This window comes from Ralstonia sp. 24A2 (assembly GCF_051783885.1).
Taxonomy (GTDB): domain Bacteria; phylum Pseudomonadota; class Gammaproteobacteria; order Burkholderiales; family Burkholderiaceae; genus Ralstonia.
Genome location: NZ_JBPVZD010000003.1, coordinates 1820374 through 1841964 on the forward strand (window position 1 = coordinate 1820374; position 21591 = coordinate 1841964).

Annotated in this window: 16 protein-coding genes and 1 pseudogene; 2 read left to right on the forward strand and 15 right to left on the reverse strand. The window is 59.6% G+C overall.

Translation table 11 applies throughout. The features are described from left to right. Positions 1-20: 20 nt before the first annotated feature. The 9 genes and pseudogenes from ACS13N_RS25700 to ACS13N_RS25740 all read right to left on the reverse strand — a co-directional run bounded on the left by ACS13N_RS25700 (position 21) and on the right by ACS13N_RS25740 (position 13931). Positions 21-809, reverse strand: coding sequence for an ABC transporter permease (locus ACS13N_RS25700; protein WP_438934408.1), 789 nt, complete (start codon positions 807-809; stop codon positions 21-23). Beyond that, the gene (locus ACS13N_RS25705; protein WP_438934409.1) at positions 806-1720 is read right to left on the reverse strand and encodes an ABC transporter ATP-binding protein; all 915 of its coding nucleotides are present in this window, start codon (positions 1718-1720) and stop codon (positions 806-808) included. The genes ACS13N_RS25700 and ACS13N_RS25705 overlap by 4 nt, the downstream gene beginning before the upstream one ends. Positions 1721-1730: 10 nt before the next feature. Continuing rightward, entirely contained in the window at positions 1731-2813 is a 1083-nt protein-coding gene (locus ACS13N_RS25710) for an ABC transporter substrate-binding protein (RefSeq protein WP_438934410.1), read from the reverse strand. A gap of 236 nt (positions 2814-3049) precedes the next feature. Continuing rightward, a complete protein-coding gene (locus ACS13N_RS25715; RefSeq protein ID WP_438934411.1) occupies positions 3050-3787 on the reverse strand; it encodes a class I SAM-dependent methyltransferase in 738 nt (245 codons plus the stop codon). 105 nt (positions 3788-3892) lie between these two features. Continuing rightward, positions 3893-4588: a response regulator transcription factor gene (locus tag ACS13N_RS25720; RefSeq protein ID WP_438934412.1), complete on the reverse strand. Its 696-nt coding sequence runs from the start codon at positions 4586-4588 to the stop codon at positions 3893-3895. A gap of 191 nt (positions 4589-4779) precedes the next feature. Next, entirely contained in the window at positions 4780-5934 is a 1155-nt protein-coding gene (locus ACS13N_RS25725) for a DUF2827 domain-containing protein (RefSeq protein ID WP_438934413.1), read from the reverse strand. A 20-nt stretch (positions 5935-5954) separates the two neighbouring features. Continuing rightward, a complete protein-coding gene (locus ACS13N_RS25730; RefSeq protein WP_438934414.1) occupies positions 5955-7073 on the reverse strand; it encodes a DUF2827 domain-containing protein in 1119 nt (372 codons plus the stop codon). A gap of 45 nt (positions 7074-7118) precedes the next feature. Then, positions 7119-8234 (reverse strand): DUF2827 domain-containing protein, encoded by a 1116-nt coding sequence (locus ACS13N_RS25735; protein ID WP_438934415.1) that lies wholly within the window; start codon positions 8232-8234, stop codon positions 7119-7121. Positions 8235-8274: 40 nt separating this feature from the next. Continuing rightward, positions 8275-13931: pseudogene (locus tag ACS13N_RS25740) on the reverse strand (ESPR-type extended signal peptide-containing protein). 726 nt (positions 13932-14657) lie between these two features. Between ACS13N_RS25740 and ACS13N_RS25745 the strand changes: the two are divergent. Together ACS13N_RS25745 and ACS13N_RS25750 are read left to right on the forward strand one after the other, a co-directional pair. After that, positions 14658-14846: a hypothetical protein gene (locus ACS13N_RS25745; RefSeq protein ID WP_316682944.1), complete on the forward strand. Its 189-nt coding sequence runs from the start codon at positions 14658-14660 to the stop codon at positions 14844-14846. After that, the gene (locus tag ACS13N_RS25750) at positions 14843-15142 is read left to right on the forward strand and encodes a DUF7696 family protein (RefSeq protein WP_438934416.1); all 300 of its coding nucleotides are present in this window, start codon (positions 14843-14845) and stop codon (positions 15140-15142) included. The genes ACS13N_RS25745 and ACS13N_RS25750 overlap by 4 nt, the downstream gene beginning before the upstream one ends. 46 nt (positions 15143-15188) lie before the next feature. Here the strand turns inward: ACS13N_RS25750 and ACS13N_RS25755 are convergent, their stop codons facing one another. The 6 genes from ACS13N_RS25755 to cyoC form a co-directional block, all read right to left on the reverse strand. Continuing rightward, positions 15189-15908 (reverse strand): response regulator transcription factor, encoded by a 720-nt coding sequence (locus ACS13N_RS25755; RefSeq protein WP_438934417.1) that lies wholly within the window; start codon positions 15906-15908, stop codon positions 15189-15191. 516 nt (positions 15909-16424) lie between these two features. Then, entirely contained in the window at positions 16425-17351 is a 927-nt protein-coding gene (locus tag ACS13N_RS25760; RefSeq protein ID WP_438934418.1) for a LysR family transcriptional regulator, read from the reverse strand. 231 nt (positions 17352-17582) lie between these two features. Beyond that, the gene (locus ACS13N_RS25765) at positions 17583-18983 is read right to left on the reverse strand and encodes a glycosyltransferase family 9 protein (RefSeq protein ID WP_438934419.1); all 1401 of its coding nucleotides are present in this window, start codon (positions 18981-18983) and stop codon (positions 17583-17585) included. A 26-nt stretch (positions 18984-19009) separates the two neighbouring features. Further along, positions 19010-19882 carry a putative bifunctional diguanylate cyclase/phosphodiesterase gene (locus ACS13N_RS25770; protein WP_438934420.1) on the reverse strand — a complete coding sequence of 291 codons (873 nt, stop codon included), beginning with the start codon at positions 19880-19882 and terminating at the stop codon, positions 19010-19012. Positions 19883-20568: 686 nt separating this feature from the next. Continuing rightward, on the reverse strand, positions 20569-20955 hold the full coding sequence (gene cyoD / locus ACS13N_RS25775; protein ID WP_438934421.1) for a cytochrome o ubiquinol oxidase subunit IV: 387 nt from the start codon (positions 20953-20955) through the stop codon (positions 20569-20571). Continuing rightward, a complete protein-coding gene (gene cyoC, locus ACS13N_RS25780) occupies positions 20952-21590 on the reverse strand; it encodes a cytochrome o ubiquinol oxidase subunit III (protein ID WP_438934422.1) in 639 nt (212 codons plus the stop codon). Before cyoC ends, cyoD begins: the two co-directional genes overlap by 4 nt. Position 21591 lies beyond the last annotated feature (1 nt).

The window sequence follows — 21591 nt, forward strand, 5'->3', positions numbered from 1 at the left end:
GGCGCCATGCTTGCGCCGGCTCAGGCATTGAGCGTCAGCCCTTTGCGCCAGCGGGTCAGACGCCGCTCGATCCGCGCCAGGATGGTGTTCAGCACCAGCCCGAGCAAGGCCAGCAGCAGGATGCCCGCGTACATCGTCGGAATCTGGAACACCTCCTGCGAGTTCAGCGTGAGGAAGCCCAGCCCGGAATGCGCGCCGATCATCTCGGCCGCCACCAGGGCGGTTACGCAATAGGTGCCCGCCAGCCGGATGCCGGTAAAGATCGACGGCGTGGCCGAGGGCAACACCACCTTGCGGAACACGAACAGGCTCGACGCCCCCATCGACCGGGCCGAATGGATCAGCAGCTTGTCCACCTGGCGCACCCCGCCGATCGTGCTCAGCAACACCGGCCAGAACGACGCCCAGAAGATGATGGCCACCTTCGACAGCTCGCCAATGCCCAGAAAGAGAATGAACACCGGAAACAACGCAAACGCGGAGGTCTGCCGGAAAAGCTGGAGGATCGGATCGACGATGGCTTCAAAGCGCGTAAACCAGCCCATCAGCAAGCCCAGTGTCACGCCCAGCCCGATGGCCAGCAACAGCCCCCACAACGAGCGCTGCAGGCTGGCCGCCACGTGCTTGAGCAACGCCCCGCTGTGCGCAAGCTGCCAGATGGCATCGGCCACCTGCGAGGGTGGGCTCAGGTAGGCGTCGCTCACGATGCCCAGTCGCGGCACCAGCTCCCAGAGCAGCAGGAACCCGATTACGCCGACCAGGCCGAGCGCGCGATCGCCCCGGCGGACAGCCAATCTACGCGCGCTCATCGTGCTGCCTCCGGTATGGCGGTCTCGTCAGGAGTGTCGTGTTGCAAAGGGCGATGCACAACTTCGCCTTCGGCGCGCTCGCGTGGATCAGCCGTGGCGCCCAGCGGGCGCGGCGTGGTGCTCGGGTTGGCGAATTGCACTTCGTCCTTGAGGATGTCCCACGCCTGCTGGCGCAGCGCGACGAAGGCCTCGGAATTGCGCAACTCCGGCAGGCGCGGACGCGGCAGCGGCACTTCCAGAATCTGTTTGACGGTACCGGGCCGGCGCGTCATGACGGCAATGCGGTCGGACAGGAAGATCGCCTCGTCCAGGCTGTGGGTGATGAACACGATGGTCTTGCGGTACTGCTCCCAGATGCGCAGCAGCTCGCCCTGCAGAATCTCGCGCGTTTGCGCGTCGAGCGCGGCAAACGGCTCGTCCATCAGCAGCACGTCGGGCTTGTAGGCCAGCGAGCGGGCAATCGCCACGCGCTGCTTCATGCCGCCTGAGATCTCATGCGGATAGCGCGCACCGGCACCGGTCAGGCCAACCAGCTCAAGATGCTCCTGCGCGATGCGGCGGCGCTCCGCCTTGAGCACACCGCGGATCTCCAGGCCGACTTCGATGTTCTCCAGCACCGTGCGCCACGGAAACAGCGCATAGCCCTGGAACACCACACCCTGATGCGGGTTGATGCCCGCCAGCGCATGGCCGTCGATGCGGATGTTGCCGCCGGTGCGTTCGGTCAGCCCCGCCAGGATGCTGAGGAAAGTCGATTTGCCGCAGCCCGAAGGCCCCAGTACTGAGAGGAACTCGCCGTCTCGGATGTCGAGGTCGAAATCGCGCAGCACGGCAACCTCTTCCGTCTGCCCTGCGTCGTTGCGCACGGTGTAGTCCATGCGCACGCCACGGGCCACGATCTTGCTGCTCATGACGGCACCTTCAGGCTTTTGCGGATGCGGCGGCGCCGGTCGCGTAGGGGTTGAACTGGTTGGTGTAAATGTCGCGCGCGGCCACCTTGCCCTTGGCGAGCTTGCCTTCGCGCTCCAGCACGTCGATGTAGTACTGGATCGGCGGCTCGGTGATGACGAGGTCATCCACATAGGCAAAGCGGTCGACAAACGGCAGCTCCAGCTTGATGCGCTGCGAGACCAGCTTGCGCGCATCTTCCGGGTTGGCGTTGACCCAGTTGCCGGCCTTGGCCAGCGCCGTCACCACGTCGCGCACCGCCTCAGGCTGCTCGCGGATGAACTTGCCGTGTGCGCTGTACGGCGACATGCCGCCCAGGCCGCGATCGAGGTCGTAATCGCTCCACAGCCGCACCAGGCTTTGCGCGTGGTCCGCACGGCCGGAGAACGGCGCATGGATGATGGCGAGATCGGTATTGCCGGACACCAGCGTCTGTTCAGCCTGGTCGTCGGGAATGACCACGAAGTTGACCTTGTTGACGTCCACGCCCTTCTGCCGCAGGAAGGTCTTGGTCACAAACTCGGCGCACGCGCCAAAGCTGTTGAAACCGATGGTCTTGCCTTCCAGGTCCTTGGGCTGGCGGATGCCAGAATCCTTGCGCACGAAGTACTTCATGTGCGGCGCTTCTTCCAACGTCTTGCCACCGGCAGCCACCACCTTGATGTCGGCACCGCTGGCATAGGCGGAGATCACCAGGGGCACCATGCGCGAGCCGAAGTCGATCTCGCCGGTACCGACCAACGGGATGATCTGCGGTGCAGCCACCTTGCCGATGTAGTTGGGGCGCGTGTTGGTGCCATCGAAGTAACCCAGTTGGTCAGCCAGGTAGATCAGGTCGAACGATGGGTTGTCCGGATATTTGAAGCGGATCTTGTCACCCGCCTGCTTGATGACAGCAGGACCGCCACCCGAAGCGCCAGCCGACTTGTCGGCCGACCCATCGCCACTGCGCGAACAGGCCATCAGCCCCAGACCCGCGCCGCCCAACGCGGCAAGGGAAGCGAGCTGCTTGAGCGCACGGCGGCGCGAAGTGCGGTGGGAAGCGCGGAATGACATCGGAAGTTCGATCGAGTTTGACGTGCAAGGAGCTAACGGCACGCCAATACCTCAACGCGCCGCCAGACGCGACAACTTAGTATTGGGGAAACCTGTGTGTGCGCCAACGAAGGAAAAAGCATGGGCTTATGCGCGCGCATACCGCAATGCTCTCGCTTGCGGTTGATGTGGCGTGAGCTTCAGGATCAAGAGGCCACAAAGGCGGCAGGCTAGGCCGACGAGCGCAATCGGCCCCGTCACTCCCCAAGGGTTCCGCTGTGCGCTACTTCCCCAGCAAATTGGTGCGGCTCATGCTGTACGGCGTCGCCGTTGGCCGCTAGCGCAACCCTCACCGACGCCACATCCCACACGGCCATCGTCTTGACGCCAGCCGACCCGGCCCAGTTGTCACCATCCATTAACGCAGCAACAGGAGGTGGAAACGAGTACGGTGGCAGCTCGAAGTGAATCGGTCGGTACTCAAAATTCACGCCCGCCTGCGCGCGATCCAACTCGATGTTGTGCCCGTTTGGATAGCGTGCCGCGTTCAGATCATGGGTGACGCATAAGTACCGGATCTCACTGCGAGCAATGTTGCGCAGCGCCTCCATCACCAACGCATTGTTGAAATGGATAAAGCAGTCCCGCACGAAGATCATGTCGGCCGATGGTAGAGCGTCCGCAACAATGTCCAGCTCGATAAAGCTGCGGTTGGCTGAGGCATATCGCTCTCGATTCGCCGCCACGATCTGCGGCACGATATCGCCGCCGACGTACTCCACGCCATCCAGGTCAACTGCCTGCATCCAGTGGAAGTCGCCACACGGCACATCCAGCAGGCGCCGCACGCCGTGTGTACGCAGCAAGGCCGGAAGCTTCTCAACCAAGTCGCCAGTCCACGCCAGCTCCGAACCCTCACCGGAACGACTCTGTTCGCTACCCCATAAATTACTCTGATAAACATTCGAGAAGAATTCGGTGCGCATATCTTTCATTTCGACAGCCTCCAAACTCAAATATAAGAAAACAGGTTTCTAATGGAGCTCTTTGGCTTCTCGTTCTCTACTATTCTTTCGCCATACCACTTCGAAAGCTCCACGCTACTCCTCACCTACCCTTACCAGTCGAAATCCATGAGAGTAGACATTAATCAGTCGCACGCCATTCTCCTGCCTTACCCTTAACTTCATTCTGACTCGTGAGACATGTGTATCCAGTGTTCTCGAGTCCGGCCCAATCACACGCCCCCAAACTGCCTTCTCGATGGCATCCCTTGGCACCAGTTGTCCAATATTCTTGAACAAGTACATTGCGACGTCGAACTCACGGGGCGCCAACCCAACATCTTTCCCATGCAACATCGCGGTCTTCGTTTTGGCATCCAGACTGAACGGATCTAGCTGAAGGATGGCACTATCAAGTCGCGATGATGGATACGATCGGCGCAGCAGCGCGCTGACTCTTGCCACCAGCTCACTTTCTCTGATCGGCTTTGGTATGTAGTCATCAGCGCCTGCGTTTAGCGCCCCAACCACAAAGGACTCCGAAATATAGGATGTGACAAAAATAATCGGCGCGCTTGACCCTACTGTATTCCGTATCCACTGCACCAATTCCTGGCCGTCAATATCTGGCAAATTTCTATCCAGAATAAAGAGATCGAAGATTTGACTCCGAAGCGCGCGAATGATCGACACTCCGTCGCGGAAGCTCTCGCACTCGTGCCCGGCGGATTCAATGATCTTCTTTATCAAAGCAGCCTGCACCGGATCATCTTCAATAGAAGCGACTTTCATGCTTGACATTGGTTCGGTAAAGAATGACCAGAACTCCTCAGGACGAAAAGTCTCATCCGTCCGCCCCAACCATTGATAGATCACTGGTCTTTGAAAGGTTATCGCACAGCGGACGAAAAACTGAAAAAAACAATCGTTACGCCGGGTGCTATCCGAGTCGCTATGAGGGCGGCCTGGGAACGCAATCTTCTCTACCCTCGCCGATAGAGATGCAGAATCGCTTCCGTATACGCGGTGATATTTTTGGGGTTGTCGATACTCACCGCTTCGAGAATGTGCGCAGCTTCATCGCAATACGCGTCAAAATTCTCATCGTGCTTGGAGAATGCTTCCAGCAGCGCCCTGCCCCCTGCCTGACAATCAAAGTCAGGATAGAAATAGCCCGCTTTCCCAAGGTATGGCGAGTTATGAATCAATGGGTAACCGCCATACAGCAGCTCATAGTAGAGATAGTTCTGCGCGTTCTCCCACGTGTGGGAGACCACCGCATCACCATGTGCCGCCATGAACTCATAGACGGCAAATCGGCCCTCGAATGTCGTCAACCCATGCGTGACAATGTCCAGGCTTCTGGAGAAGTGCACGAACGTCGTGTGGTCCTTCATGTGTAGCGTGTTACACACCCGCACGCACTCAAGAAAATCAGGCTTGGCGCGATACGCCTCCTCGGCGATGAGCATGGGGATGAAGCTGGTCTTCACCATGCAGATGTTCGGCTCGAACATGGCGACACGCCAACGTGATTTGCCTGGCCGATAGCCGAACGATAGGTCCGCGCCCAAGGTAGCTCGCGCTTTATCGAACAACACGGGGTGCCACAGATGTGGCATGACCGTCACCGGCGAGCGCAATCCGGTTTGGTAGTAGTGCAAACAGGAATGCTCGAATTCCGGAATCGTCCATACGCCATCGTAAGTCGCACCAGAAAACAGGAACCCAGACGGCTTGTTGAAGATGGCCCGCTCGATATCGATCACGTAGTCGTTACCGACGCGCATCGTGACGACCTTCCCTCCGCGCTGGCGGAATGCCGTAATCCACTCGATGCTGAACTGCGCACTCATTTCAATCACCACGTCGCAGCGCTGCATGGCCTCGTCTTGCGTGAGCAACGGGACATTCCACTCGTCAAGCATCATCCGTGGGTCAGCCACACTCCCGCCACCGCTCACCATGACCGCTTCGGCCACGACCGGCGACTGCCGCAGCAGAAGAATCAAGAGCAAGCAGTTCTGAAAAATGCCGTTCTCCCACAACGACTGGCCTGTTCCTCGCACGAACAGCGAGACCCCAACAACCAGCCGCTTGTTTCCAACGGATACGTCAAGCGTGTTCGATATCGACATACGTCCTCTCTAGAAGGGAATCAGGCGAGAAGACGCCTAGTGAATGCGTCAAGGTTTGCGGGATTGTCGATCGCTACGGATCTCAGCAAGGCATTGGCGCTTGCCTGATAGTGATCAAGTTGCAGATCGTGCTGCTGCCAGGCCTGCAAGAGTGCCCGCCCACCCGCTTCAGAATCAAAGCCCGGGTAGTAGTACCCGGCATCGCCAAGCATTGGCGAGTTGTGGATGAGCGGATAGCCGCCATGCAGTACGTCGTAGTACAGATAGTTCTGTGCGTTTTCCCACTGATGTGAAACAACGACATCAGCGTGCTGCGACAAGAAGCCTGGCAAGTCGATTCGCTGCTCGAACGTTGCCTTGTGCTGCCTGACAAGATTCAAGCTATTGGCGAAGTACAGGAAGGTTGGGTGCTCTTTCAAGTGCAAGGCATTGACGACGAACAGATGCTCAACCGCATCTGGCTTTGCACGAAAGAACTCCTCGCAAACCAGCATCGGATAGTGGCAGGTCTTCGCCACCGAAATGTTCGGCTCCAGCGTCGACAAACGCCACTTCCCCCGCTCGGGTTGATAACCGAATGTGATGCCGTCGTTGGCAAGTTGCGCAATGCGCCGCTCCAGAAAGTATGGAGACCAGATGTGCGGCATCACATAAACAGGTGCGCGCGTTAGCGTCTGCAGTAGCGCTTTCGAGGTCTTCTCATACTGCGGCAACAACCAGATCTCGTCGAACGGGCCGCCGTTGAAAATATGTCCGGACGGTCTTTCAAAAATGGGGGTCTCGCACAGTGCCGCATAGGGGTTCCCTACAAAGAACGCGACCAGTTTCTTGCCGAGCGCCTTCATCTGCTTGATCCACTCAACGGGTAGCTGCGCGCCCATCTCGATGACAATGTCGAGCTCGTGCGTGACATCGCGCGGATTGACGAGCGGCACATTGAGCCCGCCAAGATCCAGCCCTGCCGGCAGCGACAGCGCATCACCGCCGTTCAGGAAATAGATCTCGCCAACCTGGTTTGATCGACTCAGCATCATGGCGAGAAAGGCGATGTTCTGGTGGATCCCGTTTTCCCAGATGCTTTGGCCATCTCGCGCAAATAGAGAGATGCCAACTCGAAGCCTGTCGTTGGTTTTTTTCACTGAAATACCCTTCACTTGCCCGGCAGCCCCGCCCAGGCCATACCGTTATCGAAACAGGTGATCGATAAGTGCGTCGTACTCGGAAACGACCGCCGGATTCTCCGGCGTGAACCGGCGCAGCAATTGCCGCTGTTGCCGCGTGTAGCGCTCCCAGTCCTCGTCGTGATCTTCCAGCGCGATCACGAGCTGATCGGCTGCCTTCTGCACGTCGTTGTCTGGGTAGTAGTAACCAATGTCCTGGGCAAGGCTTGCGTTGTGCACGAGGGGATAACCCTGCCAGCAGACATCAAAGTAGAAGTAGTTGAGCGGGTTCTCCCACTGGTGCGAGACAACCACGTCAGTCAGCTCTGACAGAAACGCTGGCGTGTCGAACCGCCCCACAAAACTAGCTTTTCCAGCGCGAACGATCTCCAGATAGTTCATCAGCATCGCAAACTCAGGACTCGCATGCGCGAGGTGATCCCCATTTGTTACGTGCGTGAATGCGATCGAATCTGGGGCTCGTCGGTAGACCTCGTCGATGATCAGCATCGGATACAAGCAGCACTTCACGACATCGTGATTGGGCTCCATCACGGTCAGTCGCTTGCCGCTTTTCCCGCTCGGCCGGTACTCGCCGTGCGCCGGCAGCGCACGGGTGCGCTCCGTCAAGAACATGGGATCCCACACAAACGGAACAACGCGGCCCGGACAGCGACGCAGCGACTGCAAAAATGGCAGTGATGACTTGGCGACCTGCGGAATCGCCCAAACCTCGTCGTACCCTCGGTTGATGAACAGCGTGTCCCACATCCGACGGCCAAACAGCACCGACTCGGTGACGTGGATGTACTCCACACCGCAGACGTAACTCACGATCTTGACGCCGCGTGCTTTCAAATAGGCGGTTTGCTCGCCACTGATCTGGCCGCCAAGCTCGATCAGCACATCCAGCGTATCTTTCACTTCCGCGAATGCGCGTGTATCGAACTCGCTCAGGTTCCATGGCAACGCATCCGTCACAGGAACGGCCGTCGTGTTCACCAGTGTCACCCGATGGCCACGCGCGGACTTCATCAACACCTTCGCGAGGAACAAGGCGTTCTGTTTGATCCCGTTGACCCACAGACTCTCGTTGGCTTCGCGAAGGCCGATGGTGATCCCGATATTCAGGCCACGCATATCCGCTCACACAACAAGCAAGGCGACAGATCTTGGGCTATTACCATGAGTACCCCACACCGCCATTGACCATCGTGCGGCCAGATGTCGTGGCACTGACGCCCATCCTGACCACCACGTTTTGTGCTGCGCGCACGCTCCCGCCGATAGCCAGCGCGGTATAACCGCCATAGCTTCCGATGCCGGCACCAATCTGAGCCGTCTTACCCGGCTCAACCTGCGGCAAGCCCGCCAGCGCACCGGCCATGGCAACGCCGGAATACGCTTGCCTTGCCACGTTGTTGACGTTCTGCTGCACGCCCTGAAGCTGAGACATGTTGACGGCATCGGTCGCGTTGACGCCCGGTGCAACGTTGGTAATGCGACGCTCGGCGCCCGGAGCCCCCACCGATACGGTGTTGTCCTGGTCTGCAATCGAGCCGGCTCCCAACGCAACGGCGTTATTCGCAGGTGCCGATGCGTTGGCGCCAATTGAAACCGAGTTGTTGCCAGTCGTTGAGGCGTTGTACCCAATGGCAACCGTCGGGTCTCCGGTCGCTTGGGCGTTATAACCAATGGCTACGGCACCAGCCTGAGAGGCCACCGCACGGAAGCCGACTGCCGTCGTGTTCTCAGATGTGGCTTGCGCATTTGAACCGTAAGCGGTGGAGCCGTTTTGCGTTGCGTGCGCGCATACCCCGGTTGCTGTCGAATCGATGCCGTTCGCACTGGTGCAGGAAGCCGTCACCTGGGTAACCGTTGTCCCAGAAGTCCCTTGTGTGAGAATCGCGCCGCTAGACGTCGTACCACCAACCGCACCTGGCGCCCCCGATCCAGAAGCGGGAGCACTCGTAGAGTTCACGACGGTCTGCAGCGTTGTCACCTGAGAGTTCGTTGCTCCCAGGCCAGTCGACAGCGAAGCGATCTCACCGAAGAGTGCCGTCGACAAGCTGTACAACTGGCCGCCGTTGACCGCCTGTGTGCTGCCAGACGCCACCGCCCCAGCAGCAACGTTGGTCAGCAGGACAGGCGCGGTTGCCCCCACCCCGCCGAGGGTGACGCTGTTGTGCGACGCGTTGTCATACATCACAGCGTTGCCGAGCCCACTCGACAGCGCGGTCGACAGTGATGCGACGTTGTTGTTGGTCGTGCTCAGCCCAGTCGACAGCGACATCACGTTGTTGTTTGTCGTACTCAAGCCCGTGCTCAGCGATGCGACGTTGCTGTTGGTCGTGCTCAAACCGGTCGACAGTGAATTCACGCCACTCTGCGCCGTGCTGATGCCCGTCGAAGCCGACGTCGACAGCGAGGCCAACTGGCTGCCGTTGACTGCATCCGTGCTTGTGGCGCTCACCACGCCCGCCGCTACGTTGGTCAGCGTCACCGGTGTGCTAGCACCAACGCCACCCAGCGTTACCTTCGAATGTGTGCTGTTGTCGTACTGTACGGCGTTCCCAAGCCCCGTCGAGAGGGCCGTCGACAGCGAGGCAACGTTCGTGTTGGTCGTGCTCAAACCCGTGCTCAGCGATGCGACGTTGCTGTTGGTCGTGCTCAAACCGGTCGACAGTGAATTCACGCCACTCTGCGCCGTGCTGATGCCCGTCGATGCAGACGTCGAAAGCGACGCCAGTTGGCTGCCGTTGACCGCATCCGTGCTCGTCGCGGCCACCGCGCCCGCCGCCACGTTCGTCAGGGTCACTGGCGTGCTCGACCCAACACCGCCCAGCGTCACCTTGCTATGCGTGCTGTCGTCATACTGTACGGCGTTCGCAAGTCCCGTCGAGAGTGATGCAACGTTACTGTTCGTCGTGCTCAGACCAGTCGACAGGGAGTTCACGCCACTCTGCACCGTGCTGATACCCGTCGACGCAGACGTCGACAGCGACGCCACCATGCTGTTCGTCGTGCTCAGGCCGGTCGACAACGAGTTCACACCACTCTGCGCCGTGCTGATACCCGTCGATGCCGACGTCGACAGCGACGCCAGTTGGCTACCGTTGACCGCGTCCGTGCTCGTCGCGGTCACCGCACCGGCTGCCACGTTCGTCAGCGTCACCGGCGTGCTCGACCCAACACCGCCCAGCGTCACCTTGCTGTGCGTGCTGTCGTCATACTGTACGGCGTTCGCAAGTCCCGTCGAGAGTGATGCAACGTTACTGTTCGTCGTGCTCAGGCCCGTGCTCAGCGAGGCCACGTTGCTGTTGGTCGTGCTCAGACCGGTCGACAACGAGTTCACCCCGCTCTGCGCCGTGCTGATCCCCGTCGATGCCGACGTCGACAGCGACGCCACCGCGCTGTTGGTTGCACTCAAGCCCGTGGACAGCGACGCGACATTGCTGTTGGTCGTGCTCAGACCGGTCGACAACGAGTTCACGCCACTCTGCGCCGTGCTGATGCCCGTCGATGCAGACGTCGAAAGCGACGCCAGTTGGCTGCCGTTGACCGCGTCCGTGCTCGTCGCGGTCACCGCGCCGGCTGCCACGTTCGTCAGCGTCACCGGCGTGCTCGACCCAACACCGCCCAGCGTCACCTTGCTATGCGTGCTGTCGTCATACTGTACGGCGTTCGCAAGTCCCGTCGAGAGTGATGCAACGTTACTGTTCGTCGTGCTCAGACCAGTCGACAGGGAGTTCACGCCACTCTGCACCGTGCTGATACCCGTCGACGCAGACGTCGACAGCGACGCCACCATGCTGTTCGTCGTGCTCAGGCCGGTCGACAACGAGTTCACACCACTCTGCGCCGTGCTGATACCCGTCGATGCCGACGTCGACAGCGACGCCAGTTGGCTACCGTTGACCGCGTCCGTGCTCGTCGCGGTCACCGCACCGGCTGCCACGTTCGTCAGCGTCACCGGCGTGCTCGACCCAACACCGCCCAGCGTCACCTTGCTGTGCGTGCTGTCGTCATACTGTACGGCGTTCGCAAGTCCCGTCGAGAGTGATGCAACGTTACTGTTCGTCGTGCTCAGGCCCGTGCTCAGCGAGGCCACGTTGCTGTTGGTCGTGCTCAGACCGGTCGACAACGAGTTCACCCCGCTCTGCGCCGTGCTGATCCCCGTCGATGCCGACGTCGACAGCGACGCCACCGCGCTGTTGGTTGCACTCAAGCCCGTGGACAGCGACGCGACATTGCTGTTGGTCGTGCTCAGACCGGTCGACAACGAGTTCACGCCACTCTGCGCCGTGCTGATGCCCGTCGATGCAGACGTCGAAAGCGACGCCAGTTGGCTGCCGTTGACCGCGTCCGTGCTCGTCGCGGTCACCGCGCCGGCTGCCACGTTCGTCAGCGTCACCGGCGTGCTCGACCCAACACCGCCCAGCGTCACCTTGCTATGCGTGCTGTCGTCATACTGTACGGCGTTCGCAAGTCCCGTCGAGAGTGATGCAACGTTACTGTTCGTCGTGCTCAGACCAGTCGACAGGGAGTTCACGCCACTCTGCACCGTGCTGATACCCGTCGACGCAGACGTCGACAGCGACGCCACCATGCTGTTCGTCGTGCTCAGGCCGGTCGACAACGAGTTCACACCACTCTGCGCCGTGCTGATCCCGGTCGACGCCGACGTCGACAGCGACGCCACCGAGCTGTTGGTTACACTCAAGCCCGTGCTCAGCGACGCGACATTGCTGTTGGTCGTGCTCAGACCGGTCGACAGCGAATTCACACCGCTCTGCGCGGTGCTGATGCCCGTCGAAGCCGACGTCGACAGCGAGGTGACCGTACTATTGGTCGTGCTCATGCCCGTGGACAGCGATGCGACGTTGCTGTTCGTCGTACTCAGGCCGGTCGACAACGAGTTCACACCACTCTGCGCCGTGCTGATCCCGGTCGACGCCGACGTCGACAGCGACGCCACCGCGCTGTTGGTGGTGCTCAGGCCCGTGCTCAACGATGCGACGCTGCTGTTCGTCGTGCTCAAGCCGGTCGACAGCGAGTTCACACCACTCTGTGCTGTGCTGATGCCCGTCGAGGCCGACGTCGACAACGAGGCCACCGCGCTGTTGGTTACGCTCAAGCCCGTGCTCAGCGATGCGACGTTGCTGTTCGTCGTGCTCAGACCGGTCGACAACGAGTTCACGCCACTTTGCGCCGTGCTGATACCCGTCGACGCCGAGGTCGACAACGACGTCACCGTGCTATTGGTCGTGCTCAGCCCCGTGCTCAGCGACGCGACGCTGCTGTTCGTCGTGCTCAAACCCGTCGACAACGAGTTCACGCCACTCTGCGCCGTGCTGATACCCGTCGATGCCGACGTCGAAAGCGAAGCCACCGTGCTATTGGTCGTGCTCAGGCCAGTCGACAGCGAGTTCACGCCACTCTGTGCTGTGCTGATGCCCGTCGAGGCCGACGTCGACAGCGAGGCAACCGTGCTGTTGGTCGCACTCAAACCCGTCGACAGTGAATTCACGCCACTCTGCGCCGTGCTGATCCCAGTCGAGGCCGACGTCGACAGCGACGCCACCGTGCTGTTGGTCGTGCTCAAGCCGGTCGACAGTGAATTCACGCCACTCTGCGCCGTGCTGATGCCCGTCGATGCCGACGTCGACAGCGACGCCACCGTGCTATTCGTTGTGCTCAAACCCGTCGACAACGAGTTCACGCCGCTCTGCGCCGTGCTGATGCCCGTCGACGCCGACGTCGACAGCGACGCCACCGTGCTATTCGTCGTGCTCAAGCCCGTGCTCAGCGACGCGACATTACTGTTGGTCGTGCTCAAGCCGGTCGACAGCGAGTTCACACCGCTCTGCGCTGTGCTGATGCCGGTCGAGGCCGACGTCGACAGCGAAGCCACCGTGCTATTCGTCGTGCTCAGGGCCGTGCTCAGCGACGTCACCCCGCTTTGCGCCGTGCTGATCCCAGTCGACGCGGATGTGGACAACGATGCGATCGAACTGTTCGTTGTGCTCAGGCCAACGTAGAGCTGACTTCCGTTGATGGCGTCCGTGCTGGTCGCGGAAATTTGACCCGCGGCAACATTGGTGATCTCTCGCTCACTACCTACAGCCCCAACGCTGACCACACCGTACGGGGTAGCACCGGCAAATCCGCTATACGTTTTTCCCCCACCGTCGCACTGGCTGTGGCCACCGCCGCCGCCGTTACTGCGCCGTCTCCCAGTGCAACGCTGTGGTCGGTCGCTGCCTGAGCACTCCATCCCAGTGCCACGGCGTTCACCCCAGTTGCCGTGGCAACCGGCCCAACTGCGACGGAATTTTGAGTGCCGCCCGCGTTCGCTTTCAAACCGATTGCGACGCCTCCCTGGGCAGTTGCAGTTGCATCCTCGCCAAAAGCTGAGGCGTTCAGTCCAGCCTTTGCCGCATATCCAAATGCGGTGGCCCCGGCTGCAGTCGCTGTCGTATTGAAGCCAAAAAGGGTAACGCCGTTATAGCCGCCGCCGTTAGCCCCGCAGCCTGTCACTGAGGAGTAATAGCCATTGCCATCAGTTGAGGTGCCAATAGTGGGGGTGACACCATCTGGTCCGGCACCTGAGCCCATTGTTCCAGCGCCAGGGCACGTTGCCCCGCTGGTCGCACTCGTATTAACAGGAGCGAAGAACGTCGCATGCGCCGCACCTGACACCAAGCCAATCAGCACCGCCGCAGCGCCTTTGGCCAGCCCACCCTTGCTGCGCTTCCCTCGGGCAGACTGCACTTCCGACACAGCCACCCAAGTGCCAAGCGCCTCACTCCAGATGCTTTTGTAAGTCTTGTTCATACGGATCCCTCTTTTTCTTGGCGCGAGCAGGTTGGTCAGAAAAGCAAGGCATGCAGTGCGTGCAGCGCACGTGTCCAGGTGATGAGATTCACCAGGGCAAGTACTGCAATCAAAGGCATGCGATGGTTGCGGGGACAAATGCGCCGCCCGCCCGCGTTTTGCACGTCGGACACGATGTCAAAGGCGAGTTGCTAAATCCCGATCTGTCGACCATCGTGCCCCGGCGTAGCCAGGGGAATAAAAACTCCTGTGTCCGGATCCCTGCGCCTCTAAGCGAGAACAAGAGCCCGGTTGTAACCGGAGGTGTGTCAGCCTGGTTGCGTCCTCCCGTATCTGGCGCAGCAACGCCGTGAAGCAGGCATTGATCGAACGGCCGTCAGCTGCGGAACGACCAAAAACAACTGTGTCTGCCTTTTTCTGTAAGGCAACGCTCAGCGTGTGCGAAGGACAACAGCACCGCCAAAACTTGCTCTGAAAGCCGGCCAGCGGCCGCTGCTGCTCGGCATCGTTTTGACAAACAAACGGTGCCAACCACCACTCACACGACGCTTGGCCAGCACGGGTTCGCGCCCTCTCGCCGCGAAAACTGTTCTGCGGTAAAGGCTCCAAACATCCCAATGCGCTGAGTCACCCGACCGTGCAAATCGCGCCGTAACAGTCATTTTTTTCCTGGCCAGTTTGTCGACCTACTATCCGCCCAGACCTCGCAACACACGGATCGGCGCCTTGAAGACAATCACGTTCGCTTTCGGATTGATGCTCGGTGGCTTCTTAGCCATTGCCGCTTCCGTACTCATCAATCGGCACTGCCCGGGGATCGTTTGCAAAGAAATTCTGCGGTTCATGCTGATCTTTGGGACGGTCATCATGCTGGCGGGACTGGGTGCAAGGATTGGCATCTGGCTCGGCGAATGAACGGTCTGCTCAACGTCGTCCATCAAAAGGTTTCTGTCATGGTGTCGCGCGCCGACATTCAGCTCGCTCTCAACGATTTTCTGGCCGAGCGCAAAGCCGCCTGCTCAACGCACCGCGGTAGCTGGCTGCGCCTTTGCGAAACCGTGCATGTCGCAAGCCTGCAGGACAGTGATCGCGCGAGGTACCTGGTGCGTGTCGTCAATCAGCGCGGCGCCGACATCGCACTGGACCTTCGGCTCGGAGCAGAACAGCTCATCGCCCAAGTCACCCGCCAGTTGGGCGGGCAGGCACACTGACGAGCCCGGACTCCAGCTCTCGCGGCACACACACGTGCGCTTGCACCTAATGGCCGTCGCTCATCTGCCCCTCTTCCGCACTCAACTGCGTGAGGCGGAATCCGTGGGAATAGACATTCACCAGTCGGAACCCGTGCTCCGGTTTGATGAGCATCTTGGTCCGCACGCGCGAGACATGCGTGTCCAGCGTTCTTGAATCCGGACCAATGACGCGCCCCCAGACAGCCTTCTCGATGACATCTCTCGGCACCAGTCGTCCGAGATTGCCGAACAAGTACAGCGCGACCTCGAACTCTTTGGGAGCCAGGCCAACGTCAACACCGCGCAAGCGTGCCGTCTTTGTGATTGAGTCCAGGCTGTAAGGTCCGAGCTGCATGACAGGATCGTCAGCGCGGTCTGATGGGTAAGCGCGTCGAAGCAGCGCCACAATCCTGGCCGCCAATTCCGCAGAGCGAATGGGCTTTGAAACGTAATCGTCGGCCCCGGCATTGAGTGCCCCCACCAGACTGTCTTCAGACAGGCACGAGGTCAGGAACATGACCGGTACGTTCAACCCGACAGTCCGCCGAATCCACACCACCAGTTCATCGCCGCTTAAATCCGGCAGATTCTTGTCCAGGATGAATAGATCAAAGGATTGATCTCTTAATGCACGGATTAGCGATAGCCCGTTTGAAAAACACTCGCACGCATGTGAAGTGGATTGGACGATCTTGTAGACCAACGCGGCCTGGTCTCCGTTGTCTTCCACCAAAGCAATCTTCATACTTACCTCACCACCATCTACGGCTTCATATCGCGCGCTGACGCAACTTGCTGATGCATCGCCATCGGCGATTCAACGTCAAACAAAATCAACGGCCTCTTCATCAGAAAATTCGATGGCCGCACCCCGTGCGACAAATATAACAATGCTTAATTGGAGACATTTATTTAATTCCAACACCCTAACCGTGGTGCTATTTTTGAGACAGCGCCCCGCGAGGCAAATCTACCAAGACGATTTCAAAGCCACAAGATAAGATGCTTTTATTAATATAAATACATATTATTATTGACATTATTCTTATAATCGATTTCCAGATTTTCATGGTGCCTTTCCTGGCGTAGCCGCCCCTTCCACCTGAAGTTCTGGGGACGAAACCGGCGACGCCGCCACCCGAAGGTGAGGTTCGCCATGAAGAAGTCGAAGCTCGCAGACGAGCCAGGCGGCTCAGTGGAGGAGGTATGCGGTAAGAGCGGCTGCTCGCAAGCGCCGCTCTATGTGTGGAAGGAGAAAGGATCAGGCGGTCAAAGCGTCGCGCTCAACGAACGGTACTTCCTCGGCCACCTCTTCGAACATTGCGAGAAGCGCCTCGGCATCATCCGACAGACGATGGTCGCGCCGCGTCAGCAGATAGGCGGACATGCTGACCCCTTCTACGTCCAGCGGAATCGTCACAAGACCGTGACTCTCCATCTTTAGTTTGAACGTTGGGTACTGAACGGGAGCGATCAGGTCTGCCTCCTGCAGCAGGAGCGTCGCTGCTGAGACCGTCAGGCAACGAGAGACCCGCGGCGCTTGCAATCCAATGAACTCGAAGTACTGCGTGAACGCTCGGTCGGTATCATCGCCCACCTCACATGGCAGCAACCATTCCTCATCGGTCAGTGCATCGATACGGCGCTCGTGAATCCGGGGGTGGGAAGGCCTGGCAACCAACACCACAGGCATCGAGAACAGCCGCCTTGCCTCCACAAAATCCGGGAATTTCGTTGCCCTCTGCCCCGTGACAATCGCGAAGTCCATGGCGTTTTCGAACAAACGGCCCAACGCGGAGGAAAAGCTGGTTTGATAGAAGGACAGCAACGCACCGCGCCCCGCTCTCCGAAACTCACTGAACACCCTCTGCAACATGGAGCACTCTGCCAATTCAGACAGCCCCACCACGACACTCCCCGCCTGCTCCCCTCGCATCTCCAGCAGTTCGTCCTCGGCGCGCTTCATATCCGCCGTAATGGATTTCGCGCGACGATAAAAAACCGCCCCGTAAGACGTCAGCTTCACGCCCTTGACCGATCGCAGCAGTAGCGGCACACCCAGCGTCTTTTCCAGCTCGCGCATGCTTGCGGTAATCGCGGGCTGTGTCACGCCCAGTGCGCGAGCGGCACCGTGGATGCTGCCTTGTGTCACCACGTTCAGGAAAACATGCAATTGCTGCAAGGTCATGGCTCGCCCCCCCGGTGAATCCAAACTGCCGTCTCCATACTAGTATCGGCACCGGGTCGTGCCACACGAGCTTTTCTGCGCAGAATTTTCACCGCCGCCGACCGCAGTCGAGGCGGCATTCCCGTATCAGTATCAACCGCCCCGCCGTATGTGCTGTCGATCACACCCACGCTGAACTTGATCTTCGCAGTCACCCTCGCAGCCGACCCGGCAAATGCGCAATCAATCACTCTAACGAGGATGGCTGCCGACGCTTTTGACGCTCGAAACCAACTCGAATATCAGCGTGCCCCAATCGCCCATCGTGTCGGGCCTGAGCACTTTCAGTGAAGGGTACCAAGGTGTCGTGTCCACACTTTGTTCGTAGCGCCAATCGGTGCATCGCGCATTCAGCAGCAGATAGCCAGGCTTGTTGAGTGCCCCTGCGGCATGGGTGAGAACCCCATCGTTTCCAATAAAGCCATCCAGCTGATCGATGATTCCAATGACTTGTGCAAGGCTGGTCTGCGCCGGGAGGACCGTGCAGCGCCCAGGGTCTTTCGAGTACGGTCCGTCAGCCCAAGACACCCCTTGGTATCCGCGTTGCATGACGACCCAATGGATGTCATCAGAAGCCACCCACAACGGGGCGAGATGCTCATGGTGCAAGCTCCTGTGGGCAAACAGGTTGTTGGATTCGCACGACGACCAGAAAATGCCAACGCATCGCCTACCCTTTGCGCGTTTGCGTATTTCGCTCAGGATGCGCGCAACTTCAGGATCGCTTGATGGCTCGATGTAGCGACCGGTCGATCCGTAACCAAGAACAGGAAATAGCGAAGTCAATAGCGTGAACGGCGTGGTCCACATATGCGCATCGCTACGTCCAATGACGAAATCGGCGGACATTAGCTGCCGAGCAAGCTGGTGATCGTGGTCATTGATCCGGCAATCGCCTGAGAGCCCATCGAACTGAACGTCCCAGTCAATCTCAGTGCCCAGCGCTTTTAAGGCGCGCACGTACCGAACCCATTGGATGAAGTCACCAAACCCGCTTGAAAACCCCCTGATGGTCAACTGCCGTGGCAGCTCGCGCTGCCCGTACCAGTAACGCCCGACATCCTGTGTTGGCCACAGTTCAGCAACCGCCTGCGGACTGCAATAGGCTTGATGGAAGGCATGGACACCAGCGGCGATACCTCGGCTGCGCATCATGCTACGCGCGCGAACGTGCTCGCTCATGCTAGAGGCGGGAACGGAGGCGTCACGCTGCACACTTAGCACGCTCTCATCCTCGCCAAGATAGTGGTGGCCGTACAGCCGCACGTAATAGGATGCCTCGCCAGGAAGATCCGCCTTGGACGCCAGCGTCTCGAGCGCGGAGAGGCCAATGTCTTTGATGCCCAGATGCGCGCAGATGTCTGCGAGGCAATGAAAGTGCATGCCAAAAGCACCCGCCTCCCGGGTGAGTTTGAAGCAGATGTCCAGCGCTTTGAGAAGTTGGTTTGACCGGTAATACATCTGGGCCAGCCAATACCAGTACTCCGCGCTACCTTTATCGGCATCATGGCGCGATGCGAGAAATGCATTGCAGGCATCAATGTGACCGCCGAGCAATGCCGCTTGCAACTGGTCGTAGTTATCTACGTTCATGCGTGACTCTTCAGCGCAAAACGAACTCAATGATTCTTTCGCAAGAGCGAGCCCAGCCAACTGAACCATGCCGGCGGCGCCACCCGCGCTTGGCTCAATGCATGCGCCGCCCACCACGGGTGAACGTCATCAGCACGCATGGGATGGCCAAAGAAATAGCCTTGCGCCATATCGCATCCCATCGCCCGTAGCAGGTCCGCCACCTCTTTGGTTTCCACCCCTTCCGCCACCACTCGCATGCCGAAGTCGTGCGCAAGCCGGATGGTCCAAGCCACAATCCTTTGGTCTGCCCTATTGCTACTCAATGCCGTAATAAATGACCGATCGATCTTAAGCACATCTACCGGCAACATCTTCAAGTAGGCGAGCGAGGCATAGCCTGCGCCAAAGTCATCAATGGAAAGCCTGACCCCAAGGTCTTGAAGCAGCAGCAATCGCTTGAGCACGGTGCATGAGTCTTGTATGAGTGCCCCCTCTGTGATCTCCAGCTCGACCAACTCCGGACAAATTTCAAATTCATCGAGGATCCCCCTGACCTCGCTCACGAAACCCGGCACGGCAAGATTTCGCACACTCACATTGATCGACAATGATGTGCGGAACCCATTCCGGCACCACGTCTGTAGCTGGGAGAACGCGCTCCTCATCACCCATCGCGTGAATGGATGAATCAGCTCAGTCTCTTCCGCAATCCGGACAAAGACCTCCGGCGAAATTTGTCCGCGCTCAGGATGCGTCCATCGCGCAAGCACCTCAAAACCTTCGTTCCTTCCATCGGCGAGTCTTACCTTGGGTTGAAACATCAGCGAGAGTTGCCCGTTCTCGATCGCCTTTTCAAAATCCTTTTGATAGATCGAACCGACGCCGCGCTCTGCAATGTCGTGAGACATGATCTGCATCTTTCACCCCGATTTCCTGACTCTTTTGGCAGTCCGTCGCAGGTTATCGGAGAGCGGATCGGCAGCAAAAAAACAATCGTTACGTCGGGCCGTGCCAGCTTAGCGACGAGGGCGCCACGCAGTGGCTACCACACGACGCGAAAGCACAATGCAGACATCGATAGGGCCACGCGGGAACCCGCTAGTCGGCCCGCTGTAGGTCGCGAGGCCGTCTGCGCTTCTCTGAAACCAAGGGACGTTGGGGTGTGATGGCAAGCCGCTGGCTAGCCATTGCAATGGAATTGCCGGTGTGTCAAAGCCGGGCAACGCGGCCGGACAAAAAAAAACGCCAGGCGGACGGGAGGTCACCTGGCGCAACGCGGGTGTCGGGGCTCCGGGGAAGTGGAGCGCATGGAACCCCGACAAAAAAACGATAACGTAATCAGCGCGAGGTACTGTGTCTAACTGTATCTCGCGATCACGTAGATGCCCCCGCGCGTTTCTCGCAATCCTTGTTTGATGCCGCAATAGCGGATCGACTTGCACATACTTTCGGTGGCAAGCCGGTTCTCAAGACATCGGGCGTGCGGCTGAACATACCCGCCATTCTGCAGATGCAACGGACGAGGTGCCCCCTCTTTCAAGGCCAGCAGATCGGGGGCCACTCTTCGCTGCAGTGCGAAGCCGTGCCCTCTCCGTGCGCTCCATCAATCCTTCGCGCGCGCCCGCTCGACTGACATGTTGGTCGGCATCATGTTGAGGTTGGCGTTGTGCATCACCCATAGCGACCCGGCGACCACGATCACGATCAGCAGCGCCGTACAGATGAAGATGCCGGCGTTGCTACGCTGGCCAGGCTTGAAACCCAGGTGCAGGAAGAACGCCAGCTGGACCAGCAGTTGCGCAACACACAGCCCGACGATCGCCGCCATGGTCGTGGCCGACGACAGCCCACCGTACATGACCACGCCGAACGCTGCGGCGGTCATGGCGACGGACAGGATCAGCCCGAGGATGTAGCTGCGCAGGCTGCCGTGCACGGCGGGCGTATCGGCATGCAGCACGTGAGTGGCATGCAGTTGGGACGTGCTCATGCGAACTCCCGGAGGTAGACGAAGGTAAACACACAGATCCAGACCAGATCCAGGAAGTGCCAGAACAGGCTCAGGCACGCCAGCCGGCGGCGCGTGACACTGTCCAGCCCGAAGCGCTGCACCTGGTGAACCATCACGAGGATCCACAGCAGGCCGAACGACACGTGCAGCCCATGCGTGCCAACCAGCGTGAAGAACGCCGACAGATACGCGCTCACGCCGGGGCCAGCGCCTTCATGCAGCAGGTGGTTGAACTCGTACAGTTCCATGCCGACGAAGGCTGCACCCAGCACAAAGGTGGCTAAGAGCCAGCGGACCACGCGACCGCAGGCAGCCTCGCTCTGGTCGAGCATGGCGACGCCGAAGGTGAAACTGCTGACCAGCAGCAGCATGGTTTCGGCAAACACAAAGGGCAGCTCGAAAAGCTGGCGTCCGCCGGGGCCGCCGGCGGTGCTCTCCGACAGCACGCCGAAGGTGGCGAACAGCACGGCGAAGATCAGGCAGTCGCTCATCAGGTACAGCCAGAAGCCCAGCGTGGTGTTGGTGCTGGCGTCGTGATGGGCGTGATCGTGCGCGTGGGTGTGGGCGGTGCCCTGCCCGGCCGCGTCGACGTTGGGGGCGAGTGAAGCAGTCATG